Annotated in this window: 10 protein-coding genes, 1 rRNA gene and 1 pseudogene (1 of these 12 only partly in view); 7 read left to right on the forward strand and 5 right to left on the reverse strand. The window is 70.7% G+C overall.

Features of this window, described 5'->3' with window-relative positions:
• The first annotated feature begins 226 nt into the window (after positions 1-226).
• Positions 227-1,375 (forward strand): ATP-binding protein, encoded by a 1,149-nt coding sequence (locus ACSRUE_RS37020; RefSeq protein WP_441287688.1) that lies wholly within the window; start codon positions 227-229, stop codon positions 1,373-1,375.
• Positions 1,376-1,416: 41 nt separating this feature from the next.
• Here the strand turns inward: ACSRUE_RS37020 and ACSRUE_RS37025 are convergent, their stop codons facing one another.
• Together ACSRUE_RS37025 and ACSRUE_RS37030 are read right to left on the reverse strand one after the other, a co-directional pair.
• On the reverse strand, positions 1,417-2,985 hold the full coding sequence (locus ACSRUE_RS37025; RefSeq protein WP_441293167.1) for an FAD-dependent oxidoreductase: 1,569 nt from the start codon (positions 2,983-2,985) through the stop codon (positions 1,417-1,419).
• 5 nt (positions 2,986-2,990) lie between these two features.
• The gene (locus ACSRUE_RS37030; protein WP_437768858.1) at positions 2,991-4,139 is read right to left on the reverse strand and encodes a polysaccharide pyruvyl transferase family protein; all 1,149 of its coding nucleotides are present in this window, start codon (positions 4,137-4,139) and stop codon (positions 2,991-2,993) included.
• A 538-nt stretch (positions 4,140-4,677) separates the two neighbouring features.
• On the opposite strand from ACSRUE_RS37030, the gene ACSRUE_RS37035 reads away from it, so the two are divergent.
• The 6 genes and pseudogenes from ACSRUE_RS37035 to ACSRUE_RS37060 all read left to right on the forward strand — a co-directional run bounded on the left by ACSRUE_RS37035 (position 4,678) and on the right by ACSRUE_RS37060 (position 10,322).
• On the forward strand, positions 4,678-5,514 hold the full coding sequence (locus ACSRUE_RS37035) for a hypothetical protein (RefSeq protein WP_441287689.1): 837 nt from the start codon (positions 4,678-4,680) through the stop codon (positions 5,512-5,514).
• A gap of 34 nt (positions 5,515-5,548) precedes the next feature.
• Positions 5,549-5,596, forward strand: a pseudogene (locus tag ACSRUE_RS37040) (hypothetical protein); the annotation flags it as partial.
• A 160-nt stretch (positions 5,597-5,756) separates the two neighbouring features.
• Positions 5,757-6,209, forward strand: coding sequence for a hypothetical protein (locus ACSRUE_RS37045; protein ID WP_441287690.1), 453 nt, complete (start codon positions 5,757-5,759; stop codon positions 6,207-6,209).
• Positions 6,210-6,518: 309 nt separating this feature from the next.
• A complete protein-coding gene (locus tag ACSRUE_RS37050) occupies positions 6,519-8,024 on the forward strand; it encodes a hypothetical protein (protein ID WP_437768861.1) in 1,506 nt (501 codons plus the stop codon).
• 8 nt (positions 8,025-8,032) lie between these two features.
• The gene (locus ACSRUE_RS37055; protein ID WP_441287691.1) at positions 8,033-9,451 is read left to right on the forward strand and encodes a hypothetical protein; all 1,419 of its coding nucleotides are present in this window, start codon (positions 8,033-8,035) and stop codon (positions 9,449-9,451) included.
• On the forward strand, positions 9,444-10,322 hold the full coding sequence (locus ACSRUE_RS37060; protein ID WP_441287692.1) for a class II glutamine amidotransferase: 879 nt from the start codon (positions 9,444-9,446) through the stop codon (positions 10,320-10,322). Before ACSRUE_RS37055 ends, ACSRUE_RS37060 begins: the two co-directional genes overlap by 8 nt.
• Before the next feature lie 52 nt (positions 10,323-10,374).
• Here the strand turns inward: ACSRUE_RS37060 and ACSRUE_RS37065 are convergent, their stop codons facing one another.
• From ACSRUE_RS37065 to ACSRUE_RS37075, 3 genes are all read right to left on the reverse strand, one after another.
• Complete coding sequence (locus tag ACSRUE_RS37065; protein ID WP_080598842.1) at positions 10,375-10,749, reverse strand: TFIIB-type zinc ribbon-containing protein; 375 nt, start codon at positions 10,747-10,749, stop codon at positions 10,375-10,377.
• Between the two features lie 165 nt (positions 10,750-10,914).
• Positions 10,915-12,717, reverse strand: a complete 1,803-nt coding sequence (locus ACSRUE_RS37070; RefSeq protein WP_441287693.1) for a hypothetical protein — start codon at positions 12,715-12,717, stop codon at positions 10,915-10,917.
• Between the two features lie 419 nt (positions 12,718-13,136).
• A 23S ribosomal RNA gene (locus tag ACSRUE_RS37075) occupies positions 13,137-13,629 on the reverse strand; it runs 2,514 nt beyond the window's last position.

Below are 13,629 nucleotides of genomic sequence, written 5' to 3' on the forward strand. Positions count from 1 at the left end.
GCAGCGTCCTCTGCCTCCTTGCCTGGAATCTTCCTGCCTCAGAGCACGTCGACACGGGCAGCCTCAGCGCCGCGGAGGCCGTCTTTCGCCGACGACTCCCACCTCGGCTACCTGGCTCCGTCCGGCTCGTGTTTCTCCTGGGGGGCCTTGCGGGATCCATGACAATGGCCGACTGCGCCGCGCCGAATGACGAAGCGCGTCGACGTCGATGGGGGGGAGAGCGCACGTGAGCCACACGTTGTCGCGCATCACGGTCCTGCTCCGTGAGCGAAGCGAGGAGATCATACGCCTGTGGATAGCGCGCCTGCGGAGTGAACCGAAGATCCCACGGACCTGTGAGCTCACCGATGACGAGCTGAGAGATTACACGCCGAAGCTCCTCGACGACCTCATCGACTCACTCGCGCAGAGCGCGCAGCCGGGCGCGCCGGAGAGAGCCAGCGGCACGGAGATCGGCAGCTCGGAGTCCGCCAAGGTGCACGTCTCGCATCGCATCGCCGAGGGCTACACCCTCGCGGAGGAGCTGCGCGAGCTCGGCGTCCTTCGCGCCGTGATCGTTGACCTGTGCGCGCGGGAAGGGGTGGTGCTCGGCGGCGCGGAGGCCCAGCTCGTGCACTCGGCGCTCGACGAGGTGATGATCACCGCGGCCGTCGAGTACGAGCGCGCGAGCTCGGCCGATCTCCGCCGTGACGTCACGCTCCACGAGCTGTTCATCGCGGTCCTCGGGCATGACCTGCGCAACCCGCTCTCGGCCATCCGGTTCGCCACCGCCACCCTGCTCAAGCGCGAGGACGTCACGACCGCCGTGGCGAGGCTCGCCCAGCGCATCGCTGCGAGCAACGAGAGGGCGGTGCGGATGGTCGGGGAGCTGCTCGATCTGACGCGCATCCGCTCCCACCGGGGTCTTCCGGTCGAACCGGAGCTCGTCGACCTCCGCGCGATTTGCCAGCGCGTGGCCGAGGAGATCGAGCTCGCCCACCCGGAGCACACCATCCGCTTCACGGCCCACGGCGACGGGCGGGGCAAGTGGGATCCGGGCCGGATAGAGCAGCTCCTGTCGAACCTGATCGGCAACGCCGTCGACTACAGCCCGCCGGAGGAGCCGGTGCAGGTGGAGCTGCGCGGGCACAAGAATGTCGTCGTGATCGAGGTGACGAACCGCGGGCCCCCGATCCCGCCGGAGATGCTGCCCGTCCTCTTCGATCCGTTTCGCCGGGGCGAGCAGAGCCAGCGGGTCGTACAGCGCTCGAAAGGGCTCGGGCTCGGGCTCTTCATCGTCAAATCGATCGTCGACGCGCACGGAGGCTCCATCCAGGCCACGAGCACGCAGGAGGAGGGCACCACGTTCCGCGTCAAGCTCCCCCGTTCGTCGTAGCGCGGTCGTCTCGCCGACACACGCCGTGGCCCGGCGCTGGCTCAGACCGGCCTCAGCGCCGGCCAGGCCAGCTCGATGCCCTCGCGGACCAGGAGCGCCTGGAGCTCTTCGCGGAGCGAGCTCCGGGCGCGCACCTGCCGCGGCAGCACGCGGCGCTCCAGGCAGAACGTCGCGAGCAGCCCCGCCGCCTCGCCGACGCTCCACTCCACAGGGTGGACCCGGTAGGCGCCGTTCGTGATGTGCGTGACGCCAAGGTTCTTCCCGCCCGGCAACAGGTTCTCCACCCGCACCGGAATGAGCGCACCCAGCGGTATCTGGAACGGCCAGCAGCCGAGATCGAGGTACCCTGGGCCCCCGACGCGCGGGTGCAGATCGATGCGATAACACCCGATCCCGACGCTCTCCTCGAACATCGCGGGGCCGTCGGGCCGGAGCGGATACGCGATGTGCTGCTCGAGCACCGTGAGCTCGGCCCGGATCCGGCGGGACTCGCGGATGTAGGGCGCTGGCGCGAGGCCGTCGACCGTGCCGCCGACCACGTCCCCCCGGAGGCGCAAGCCGGGATATCCGACCCCGCCGTCCGGGCGAGGCGCCTCGGTCTGCATCCAGTACAGAAGGCTCAGGCTGAGGTCCCGCGCCTCCTCCCGGTGCCGCGCGGCCTCCACCTCGTCGACGCCGCAGACGGGCCCGAACCAATAGTCGTTCTGAGGCCAGTTCACGATGGTGATGTCGCTCGGCGCGAACCCCGCTTCGAAGACCGTCCTGTCGAGGATCCGCCGGAAGGTCCACCAGGGATGCCGGTCTTCCGCGGCGAACAGACCTCGGGTCAGGGGCTCGAGTGTCTCGGGTCGAACCGCTGTCCAGTCCAGCAGCCGACCCGGCCAGCCGGGCGGCTCGAGCGAGCGCCAGCGCTCGTACTGACGGGGCCTGTCGATGACATGGTCCTCTCCAGGGTGGTGCTCGATCGCGAAGCAGACGGTGATCGCCTGCTGGACCCTCGGATCCGCGCGCTCGGGGGCGTGCGGCTCTCCGGTCTCCGCGCGCGACTCCGCCCCGAGCGCGTGCTCCACGCCCGCGAGCGAGAGGAGCTCGCCATGAGGCGTGGCGTCGATGAAGAGGTCCGCCACGAGGAGGACGTCGCGCCCCGATTCCAGCCCTCGGACCACGACGCCGGTCACCCGGTCGCCGTGGGTCCACGCCGAGATGGGCCGGTGAGCATGGAGCGTGAGGAGGCGCCCGTTGAGCCGATACGGCGCGATCATCTCGTGCAGGACCGCCACCGCGACCCGCGGATCGTGGCACAGGCGGCTGACCCAGCCGTTGCCGGGGTTGAGCTGCGGGAGCGCCCTGGCCGACGCGGTGAGCGGTAGATGCCTGCGGTAATACTCGCGGATCCCCTGGCGCAGCGCGCGGTAGCTCCGGGTCGCCCCGATGTCCTCGATCCACGGGTGCTCGTCCGGAGGGACCGCCTGGTTCGTCAGCTGGCCCCCGAGCCAGCGGGTCTCCTCCGTCAGGACGACGCGGCGGCCCGTCCGTGCCGCCGCGAGCGCAGCCGCGCAGCCGCCGAGCTCTCCGCCGATGACGGCGACGTCGGTCCGGATCACGTCCATCGCGCTCACGCGCTCTTCCGCTCGGGCTGCGCCGCCGGAGCGCGCCGCGCGAGGAGCTCGAGGACGAGCTGGTTGGTCTCCCTCGCCCTGGCCTTCAGGCCAGGGAGCAGCCGCCGGATCTTCGCGCGGATCTCGTGACGCGTGTCCCACGAGCGATCGAGCCTGGCGATGAGCTGCCCGGAGCTGATGCTCCCGAGGGGCGGGGTCTCCATCTCGAGGTCCTCGATGAACCCCGCGACCTTGGACGCGTAGGGCAGCGCGACGAACGGGGTCTCGCGGAGCGCCGAGAAGATCAGGAAGTGGAGGCGCATGCCCACCACGAACTCGAGGTGCCCGACGAGGCTGAGGATCTGCTGCGGCGTGTACCGGCGCCTCAGGACCTCTGCCCGCTCGGCGTTCTTCATGTGGGCCACGACCGCGTGGCTGTGCTGCACGTCCGTCCGTTCCATGGACACGAACACGACGTCCGCGTCGAGGCGCTCGACGACGAAGTCGGCGGCGTTGGCGAGCAGGCTATAGTACTCGTCGGGGTCGATGTGGGGCGCCGCCGGGCCCGGCTCCCTGACGGAGAAGCCGACGAGGTGCCGCTCGAACTCGACCCCCTCGGCCCGGATGGCCTCGATGGGCAGCGCCTCCTCGCGCAGCAGCAGGGCCGGATCGGCCGTGAGGCGGATCTCGCGATTCACCCCCACCTCCTCGAGGAGGCGACGTCCCTGCTTGTCTCGTACGGTGACGATGTCCGCGGCGTTCAGCGCCGCCCGTACGGCTTGCTTCGCGCTCGGGTCCGACAGCGGCCCGGCGCTCACGGCGTAGATCACGACGGGGACGCCGCGCTCCTCCGCGATGAGCACCTCTCTCAGATAGACCGGCGCGTCCCGATCGTACAGGATGCCTCCCCCGCCGAGGACGAAGAGATCCAGGCGCTCGATCTCGGCGGTCGATTCCATTCGTGTGAGGTCACGAACGGGGACGACGCGCTCCACCTGGTGGCGCATCATCGTGTCCTCCGGGCACAGCGAGAACACGGTGATCTCCGCTGGCATCGACCCCCGGAGCTGCGTGACGATGCCATCGAGGATGGCCTCGTCGCCGAGGTTCATGCCACCGTAGGACCCTGAAATCCCGATTCGGAACAGCTGGTTCGCCTTGTCCATCGTGGGCTCTTCCCGCGAGCGCCTCCGCTCGATCGCCGCGCCGTCACGTCGCGTCGAGCGCGGCCCTCCGCCAGCAGCGACCTGCTCGGTCGTCCGAGATCGCCAGTGTGGTGTGGGAGCTTGCCATCGCGGCCGCAAGGCGCAATGTCTGTCGCCGGAGGACACACGATGGGACACGCGCAGGCGCGGACGATCCGGAGTGGCTCGAGAGAGCCAGGCGACGAGGCGCGCCCGGCCAAGGAGCCGCGCGCGAGGCGAGCCGCGGCGCGGGTCGCGCCGGCCGTGCCCGCGGGTGATGTCGTGGACGAGGCCTGTCAGCAATCCTTTCCTGCCAGCGACCCGCCCGCCTGGACGCCTGTGAGAGCCGGCCTGCCGCGCGACGACCGGTCAGAATGCCCCGACCTGGGATGACCGTCCCCGTCCGTACCACCGCGCGGATCTCGTCGTCATCGTACAGATAGAGGCCGGTGTCCGGGACCGGCGCGCCCTCGTCGACGCGCGCGCCTCGAGAGCGCGGTCATGATAGCGTGATCGGCCGATGCTTCCTCGCACCCTCGCCTTGGTCGCGCTGTGGACCTGCGGCTGCGCCCCGGCGCTCTCCACGTTCCAGCCAGCCCATGTGGCCAAGAAAAGCCATGTCCAGGCCGAGCTCGGGCTCGACGTCTCGATCCCGACCGGCACGCTCGCGTCGATGGTGGACGCCGGCGTCGCGCTGGCGGACGTCGCGGAGTCGCGGGAGCTGTCCGAGGCCGAGCGGCAGGCGCTCTTCGAGGCGGGCGGCGCGCTCGCGTTGAACCCGCCCTCGGTCACGCCGCACTTCGGCATCGGCTACACCGCGCTCGACCGCTGGGAGCTCAACCTCCGCACGACCGGCAGCGCGTTCCGCCTGGGCACCCGCTACCAGCTCCTGAAGAGCGACGAGCACGGCGTCGATCTGACGGCCGGCGCCGGCGTCGGGCGCTACGTGATGGAGTTCCCCGTCGGGAGCATCCTGGGCATCGTCGAGCTGGAGGACTTCACGCGATGGCAGGTCGATCTGCCCATCCAGATCGGGAAGGCCGGCACGTGGTACCGGGTCTGGGGCGGCCCTCGCCTGATGTTCACGACCTTCGACACGTCGCTCGTCCTCGACCTGCCCGCCTTCACGGGCTACGCGGGAGAGCGCGAGCTCGCGTCGTTCTCCGGCACCGGGTTCTATCTGGGCGGCCAGGCCGGCGTCGCGCTCGGCTATAAACACGTATTCTTCGGCTTCGAGCTGACGATGGCGGAGATCTTCTCGAGCGGTGAGCTCACTGTGCTCGGTCAGCGGGCGGTCGCGCTCGATCTCGACAGCTTCATCGTCTACCCGTCGATAGGGCTGATGGCTGAATTCTAGATCCAGAGATGGGTTCACCGCGGCTGCCCGCGCGATGCGGGCGCGCAAGGCGACGCTCAGCGCGCGGGTGCAGGAGCTCGAGCAGCGGCGCGGCGTCTCGCTCCTCGTCCGGACGACGCGCTCCCTGCGCCTGACCGATGAACGGAGCCGCGCGGCGTTAAAGTCGCGAAGTCGCAAAAAGAACAACTGGATCGGCCTTCGCCGCGCGCGCCGCGGGCTCGCCCCGTGCCATCATGGCCGGCATGAAGACATCGCTGCTGCCCTCTCGCTCGCTCGTGCTCGCTGGCCTCGCCTGCCTCGCCGCCTGTACCAAGGAACCCGCGCCGCAGGCCCCGCCAGGGGTCGAGGCTCCGCCCGCGTCGCAGGCCCCGCCGGGGGCGGAGACCTCGCCCGCGGCGCAGCCCCCGCCGGCGGCCGGCGAACCGCGCGCTGCAACGTCGGAGCCTCGGTGCGAGGCCGACGCCGACTGCGTGGCGTCCTGCGCGCGGGCCGGGCAGTGCTGCGACCAGCTGTGCCCACCGTGCGACCAGGCGTTCCACCGCGACGCGCTCGCGGAGCTCCAGAAATGGCGCGCCGCGAGCTGCGCCGCCGAGAGCTGCCCCGTCGCCAAGTGCATGGCGCCGAAGGAGGACTCGGTCGCTCGCTGCAAGGCGGGCGCGTGTGTGGTCGAGCGCGTCCCGCACGTCGATCGATGAGCCGGCGCCCGGGATGAAACCTGCCCGATACCTGCACGAAACTCAGGGGACCCCTTCCCACGGCCCCCACGGCCCCCACGGCGCGTTTTGCCACAGGCTGCATCCGCGCCACACCGATCGAGCTCGACGCCTGCGGGCTGCGGTCTCCGGCCTCCTTCATGTCGAGACCGCCGTCCGTGGCCCTGCGCTTGCATTGCGCGGCGCGTAGGGCGCGGGAACATCGCGATCCCGGCGGTGAGCTCTCCTGGAGCCCACGGCGCTCGCCGTGCTGGAGGACAGCCCCTCGCCGGGATCGCAGCGGGAGGTCCCTTGGGCATCGAGATCCAGCAAGACCACTTCAAGACGGTCGATTATCGGCTCTTCAAGACGCGGCTCCAGCAGAACCTCGCGGCGCTGGAGACGGTGCTCGCCCGGCCGGGGTTCGGCCACGGGGAAGCGACGATCGGCGCCGAGCTCGAGATGTTCCTCGTCGATCGCGAGGCGCGCCCCGTGCCGCTCGGGGCGGAGATCGCGCGCGCCGCGGCGAGCCCGATGATCACGCCGGAGATGGGCGCGTTCGACATCGAGCTCAGCACCCAGCCGGTGCCGCTCGCCGGCAGGCCGCTCTCGGCGCTGCGCGAGCAGATGCGCGCGACCGTCGAGGCGATCCGCGAGCGCGCGGCGGCGCGGGGCGCGCGCGTGGTACCGGTCAGCATCCTGCCGACGTTCCAGCGGCGCGACTTCAGCCCTGCGACGATCACGAACCTGCCCCGGTATCGGGCGCTCGCCGCGGGGCTCTGCAGGCTGCGCAGGGCGCCCTTCCATATCCGGATCGACGGCGCCGAGCCGCTGGAGCTCACGTCGGACGACCCCGCGATGGAGGCGGCGAACACCGCCTTTCAGATCCACCTCCGGGCCACGCCCGACGCCTTCGCGCGGCTGTTCAACGCCGCCATGATGATGACCGCGCCCGCGCTCGCGGCCGCGTGCAACTCGCCCACCTTCCTCGGCCACCGGCTGTGGCACGAGACGCGGGTGGCGGTGTTCAAGCAGGCCGGCGACGATCGCCCGCCGGCGCCCGGCGCGGACTGGAAGATGCCGGCCCGCATCGGCTTCGGGACCGGCTGGGTGCGCGACGGCGCGGCGGAGCTCTTCATGGAGAGCGTCGCGCTGCACGAGCCCATCCTCCCCGTGTGCGGCGACGAGGACGTCGTCGGCTGCGCGCGGGCCGGCGGGATACCGCAGCTCCACGAGCTCCGCCTGCACCACGGCACCGTCTGGAACTGGAATCGACCGGTGTACGATCCGGCCGGCGACGGCCACTTGCGGATCGAGCTTCGCGCCTTGCCGTCCGGGCCCACGCTCGATGACATGCTCGCGAACGGGAGCTTCCTGCTCGGAGGCGTCCTCGCGCTCGCGCCCTCCATCGGAGAGCTCCTGCCGTCGTTCCCCTTCGAGCTCGCCGTGAGGAACTTCTACCATGCGGCGCACTACGGCCTCGACGCCGAGCTCGTCTGGCCGGCCGTACCGGGGGCCGCGCCGAGGTGCGTCCGGGCGCGCGATCTCCTCCTCTCGCTCTTGCCGCGGGTCGAGGAGGGGCTCGTGACCGCGGGGGTCGACGGGGACGAGGCCCGCCGTTATCTCCGGATCTTCGAGGCGCGGGTCGCCAGAGGCATCACCGGCGCCACATGGCAGCTCCGCGCGCTCTCGGCGCTGGAGATGGGCTCCGCGTCGCGCGAGGAGGCGCTGAGAAAGATGCTGGAGCGCTACATGGCCGAGGTCGACTCCGGCGAGCCCGTGCACGCCTGGGGGACACCGCGCGCGGGCGCGACATGAGGTCGCCAATGAGCCAGGACGCCACGAGCTCCCTCGCGGAGCAGCTCGACGCCCGGCTCACCGCGCCGGGGGCGATGGATGCGGCGCGGTTCGAGGCGTTCCTCGAGGCCCAGCGGCGGCTCGGGCTGGTCCACGGCGCGCGCCCGCTGTGCCGCCACCTGCGGCCGTACCTCATCGCCGAGCACGACCTCGCCGCGATCGCCCCCGCGGCCGAGCAGATCGCCTCCGCGCTGGAGAGGGTCGCGCAGCGCGCGATCCGGGACGACTTCCTGGCCGAGGAGGTCGGGCTCTCCGCGGACGAGCGCGCCCTCGCGGCCATCGTGCCGGGCCCGGGGCCGCTCCACACGGTCGGGCGCCTCGACATGCTGATCACCGACGGCGGCTTCTCCTTCATCGAGTACAACGCCGACTCCCCCGCCGGCCTCACCGACCAGATCCTCGTCGAGCGGACGCTGATGGCGCTCCCCCACCTCGCGCCGCTCTGGGACGGGCATGGCCTCCGCACGCCGGCGCCGCACCGGGCGCTCCTCGGCGCCCTGCGCGAGGGCTACGCCGCGTGGGGCGGGCGCGAGGCGCCGCCCGCGATAGCCATCGTCGACTGGGCCACGGTGGACACCTCGGCCGAGCTCAGGGTGCTCGCCGACCTGTTCTCGGCCGAGGGGCACCGGACAAGGATCGTCGATCCGGACGAGCTCACGTACGACGGCCGCCGCCTCGGAGCGGGCGGGGAGCGGATCGATCTCGTCTACCGGCGCGTGATCACGCAGGAGCTCGTCGCGCGGCGCGGCCTGAATCACCCCTTGATCCGCGCCTACTGCGATCGCGCGGCGTACGTGGCGAACTCGTTCCGGATCAGGCCCCTCAACAAGAAGGCGGCGTTCGCCGTGCTGAGCAACCCCATGTTCTCGGGCCTGTTCACGCCCGAGCAGCGCGCGGCCATCGCGGAGCACGTCCCCTGGACGCGCCGGGTGACCGCCGGCCGCGCCGCGTGGCGGGGCCGGGAGGTGGATCTCGTCGAGCTCCTCCTCGGAGAGCAGGAGAGCTTCGCGCTGAAGCCGAACGACGAGTACGGCGGCAAAGGCGTGCTGCTCGGGTGGACGGCGACGCCGGCGGCGTGGAGGGAGGCCGTCCGGACCGCCGCGGATCGGCCCTGTATCGTGCAGGAGCGGCGCCGCCCGCGCACCGCGCGCATGCCGACGTTCCGCGGCGGCGCCGTGGAGGAAGAGCAGGTCTACTTCGACCTTTGCCCCTTCGTCTTCGCCCGCGGCGTGGAGGGTCCGCTCCCCACCTTCACCATGCGCATGGAGGGCGCCATGGTGCGGCTCTCCGCCTCGGAGGTCAGCAACGTCTCCGCGGGAGGCGGGGTCACGGGGCTCGTGATCGTCGATGGCGCGCGCGCGCCGCGGGAGGGTGCCCGTCATGTGTGAGCTGCTTGGCATGGTGTCGAACGTGCCGACGGACATCGTGTTCTCGTTCACGGGGCTCGCGCTCCGCGGCGGGCAGACGGGGCCGCACGCGGACGGCTGGGGCGTCTCGCTGTACGATGGGCTGTTCGCGCGGACGTTCCTCGAGCCTCACCCGGCCTTCTCGAGCCCGCTCGCGCGGTTCATCCGCGAGAACCCGATCCACACGGCCCTCGCCATCGCGCACGTGCGCAAGATGACGCGCGGGGGAGCGGCCCTGAAGAACACGCACCCTTTCATGCGGGTCCTCCACCGCCGGCACATCGTGTTCGCCCACAACGGCACCTTGCCCACGGTCAGGGATCGGAAGCTCCACCTCGAGACGCCGGTCGGCGACACCGACAGCGAGCACGCGTTCTGCGTCCTCCTCGAGGCGATCCGGAGCGCGTACGGCGCGAGCTACCCGGCCGACGGACGGGAGCTGGGGCGCACGCTGTACGAGCTCGGGAACGAGCTCGGCGCCGATGGCGTCTTCAACTTCCTGTTCGCGGACGGCGAGCACCTCTTCGCCCGCTGCGGCGACCACCTGTCCTGCATCCTGCGCCAGGCCCCGTTCGGCGAGGCCACGCTCGTGGACGCGGATCTCAAGGTGAATTTCAACGACCTCCACGGCATCGGCCCCGACGCGCGCATGGCGGTCGTGGCCACCGAGCCGCTCACGCGCGACGAGCTCTGGCGCAAGGCGACGCCCGGCACCCTGTGGGTCTTCCGCGCCGGCGAGCTCCTGGCGACGTTCCCCGAGGCCCGCGAGGGCTCAGCCGCCGAGGAGCCCGGGCCCGGGGTCCCCTGCTCGAGCGCGCCCCCAGGGGCAGCCGGGCGGGTTCCTCGAGGCTGAGCTGCACGGCGGAGGAGAGCCCGTGTCCGCGGCTCCGGGCGCGGGCACGCCGTCAGCTGCGCGGGCGCGCGAACAGGTCCCGGAAGAAGTCGCTCAGCGTGTGCTCCTTGTAATCGCGGAACTCGCCGGCATCGAAGTAGACGCCGCCGCAGACGCTGCAGTTCTCGTACCAGATGTGCGACTGCTCCGGGTCGACCATGCGCACCATCGGCGTCGAGCAGCGGGGGCACGGCACCCGCCGGATCTGGTTGTTCTTCCGCCCTACCGAGGGGTCGCCGGTGTCGATCTGCTGGGAGCCCGCCATGGCCTTGAGGGACTCCTTCTCGCGGCTGTCGAACCAGATCCCGCCGCACGCCGTGCACCGGTCGACGTCGATCCCGCCGAAGGTGACGACATCCATCGAGGCGGTGCATTTCGGACAGTTCACGTCATGCTCCAGTGCGGCAGGCGCCGCGGTCGGGAGCGATGGTATCAGACGACCCGGATCGCGGGAAGAGCGTCGATCGCCTCGCCGGAGGCGGCCGGCGGCATGCACGGTCGCCAGCCGGCGGGCGGGCTGTCCCCCACCGCGCGCACCGCGCGGCGCGCGACGTCACTTCGAGCCCAACTTCTCTTTCACGATCTGCTGCAATTGATCGAAATACCGGCTGTCGCGCCGGACGGCGATGCCGAACTCCGCTGTCTTGAGCTTCGCCTTCGAGTAGACGACATAACGGGACATCTCGCGGTGAGCCGTCAGATCCTCGGTCATCTGCACGTAATGAGGGTGTGGCATGTAGATGAGATCGGGCTTGTAGGCCTCGAAGAACCTGTCCGCGGAGAACGGCTCGAGCGCGAAGCGCGGGTCATTGAGGCCGGCCATGTCGATGATCGTCTTGTTGAGGTTCATCGCGCCGAGCATCCCGACCTCGGTCGTGGCGATGACGAGGTCGTCGGGGAGCTTCGAGACGCGATCGATCGCGAACCAGTATTTCAGCGGTCCCGAGGTGCTGCCGTGCTTGACGATGTTGAAATGCCCGAGCCGCCTCGCCGCGACGGCGCCGGCGAGGTCCCTGCCGGCCGCGGCGAGGGGCGTCGACAGCTCGAGCCAGAGGATCGCCAGCGCGGCCACGCCGGCCAGGGGCAGGGCGGCCGGCGCGGGCTGGCCGATCGAATCGGAGAGCGTCTGCGCGAGCCGGGCGGCGCTCCGGCAAGCGAGGTAGATGAGGCCTGGCAGCGGCGCGTAATAGAACCGCTGCGAGAACCCCATGATCGGCACGACGAACAGCCACGAGTACGCGAGGCACAGGAGCGTCGCGGCGAGGACCCCTTTGTCGAACGCAGAGGACGCCGCCCAGAAGGCCCTGGGGCCGCTCCTCCGCCCCTCGCCTGCCGGCGCGCCGGGGCTCGCCTGCCGCGCGCCGAGGCCCACGAGCACGTCGAGCGCGATGACGGTGACGAGCGGCCAGAAGAACTCGAGCCAGTCGACGAGATCGATGGTCGGCCGGCCGCGGTAGGCGCGGAGGATCCCTGATCCGTAGAGGTTCGTCGACTTGGCATAGAACGGGAGCGGGAGGGGCGAGCCGAAGTACAGCTTGGCGGCCACGAGGTGGAAGGCGACGACGCCCGCCGTCGCGGCGAGGGCGGCGAGCCCGAAGCGCCGGCGGTCGCGGTCGCGCTCGAGCGCGACGAGCGCGAGCGGGACGAGGACGGCGTAGGCCGTGAGCTCTGGCCGCACCGAGAAGGCGAGCCCGCCGAACGCGCCGAGCGCCACGCCGCCGGCGACCCGGGCCGCGCCGAGCAGCCGCAGCGTGAGGAGCAGGTACGCGGTGAGGAAGCAGAGGCCGAACGACGTGTCCATGCCGCTCACGAAGTGGTCGGTCAGCGTGGACCGGGCGACGCAGAACGCGACGAGGGTGAAGCAGGACAGGCGCGCGACCTTGCCGTCGCCGGCCGCCCGCAGGACGAGCAGGGCGAGCAGGACGAGCAGCACGGGACCCCAGACGAGGCTCTGAAGCATCGCGGCGAGGCTCGTGTTGCCGCCGGCGATGAGGTGGAACGGCACGGCGGCGACGATGAAGGCGAGCGAGGTGAGCCCGTAGGACGGCGGCCCCTTGGGGTTCCACGAGACGCTGTGGTCGGCGATGATGTTGTGCGCGTACCGCTGGAACATGTACGCGTCGTCCCAGAGCGTCGTCAGGTCGAAGCGCACCACCGTCTTGCACGCCAGCAGCGCGAGGCAGAGCGCCATCGTGATCCAGAAGCAGACCGAGGCGAGCCTGCGCACCGCCTGCCGTGGCAGCGACGGAGAGCGCTCCACGGCCTCTTCCGCCGCCGCGCCCTGCCCAGCCGATGCATCAGCGGACGGTTCGGCTCGCTGCTCCTCCGGCAGCGTGGTTTCTACGTGCGTCGTCATCGTGCTTCGCGCCTCGACTAGCGACCATAGTCGCACATGCAGCGCGCCGTACATCCGGAACCGGCGTGGAAAACTTGCCCCCTCAGCACGAAGCGGTGCGCGGCCGCGCTCGGCGCCATGGCGCGCATCGGACCCGGGCCCCAGTCCTTCGAGCCGGGGAAGCCCCGTCTCGTCGGGCATCGAACACGGTCTCCTCGGGCCGGTCAGCTCACCGAGCGCCTCGCACGCCGCGCGAAGAACGAGGCCCCTCGGGCGCCCCGGCCGGCAGAGCGAGGCCCAGCTCCGCGAGGCGCAGACAAAAGCAGAAAAGCCCGCATGACGTCCGCCATGCAGGCTCTCTTCTGAAGCGTCTCTCGCACGCTGCGACGCGCCGCTCACACCCGAGCACCGGGCGCGAGGCTCGTCACGTTCCATGGAGCAAGGTCAAGCCGCACGACCTATTAGTACCGGTTAGCTCCGCCGATTGCTCGGCTTCCACACCCGGCCTATCAACCTCGTGGTCTACGAGGGGTCTTTAGGGGCCTTGCGGCCCGGGACACCTAGTCTTGAGGCCGGCTTCCCGCTTAGATGCTTTCAGCGGTTATCCGTTCCGTACATGGCTACCCGGCTATGCCCTTGGCAGGACAACCGGAACACCAGAGGTACGTCCACCCAGGTCCTCTCGTACTATGGGCAGCTCCTCTCAAGTGTCCTACGCCCACGGCAGATAGGGACCAAACTGTCTCACGACGTTTTAAACCCAGCTCGCGTACCGCTTTAATCGGCGAACAGCCGAACCCTTGGGACCTGCTCCAGCCCCAGGATGCGATGGGCCGACATCGAGGTGCCAAACCGCGCCGCCGATATGAACTCTCAGGCGCGATCAGCCTGTTATCCCCAGAGTACCTTTTATCCGATGAGCGATGGCCCTTC

It is taken from the genome of Sorangium sp. KYC3313 (genome assembly GCF_052075895.1).
Lineage (GTDB): Bacteria > Myxococcota_A > Polyangia > Polyangiales > Polyangiaceae > Sorangium > Sorangium cellulosum_B.

What these genes read in the sequence shown, in the direction of transcription:
- ACSRUE_RS37025 (WP_441293167.1), bottom strand. Translation starts at nt 2,985, where the DNA reads ATGGACGTGATCCGGACCGACGTCGCCGTCATCGGCGGAGAGCTCGGC.
- ACSRUE_RS37030 (WP_437768858.1), bottom strand. Translation starts at nt 4,139, where the DNA reads ATGGACAAGGCGAACCAGCTGTTCCGAATCGGGATTTCAGGGTCCTAC.
- ACSRUE_RS37035 (WP_441287689.1), top strand. Translation starts at nt 4,678, where the DNA reads ATGCTTCCTCGCACCCTCGCCTTGGTCGCGCTGTGGACCTGCGGCTGC.
- ACSRUE_RS37045 (WP_441287690.1), top strand. Translation starts at nt 5,757, where the DNA reads ATGAAGACATCGCTGCTGCCCTCTCGCTCGCTCGTGCTCGCTGGCCTC.
- ACSRUE_RS37055 (WP_441287691.1), top strand. Translation starts at nt 8,033, where the DNA reads ATGAGCCAGGACGCCACGAGCTCCCTCGCGGAGCAGCTCGACGCCCGG.
- ACSRUE_RS37060 (WP_441287692.1), top strand. Translation starts at nt 9,444, where the DNA reads ATGTGTGAGCTGCTTGGCATGGTGTCGAACGTGCCGACGGACATCGTG.
- ACSRUE_RS37070 (WP_441287693.1), bottom strand. Translation starts at nt 12,717, where the DNA reads ATGACGACGCACGTAGAAACCACGCTGCCGGAGGAGCAGCGAGCCGAA.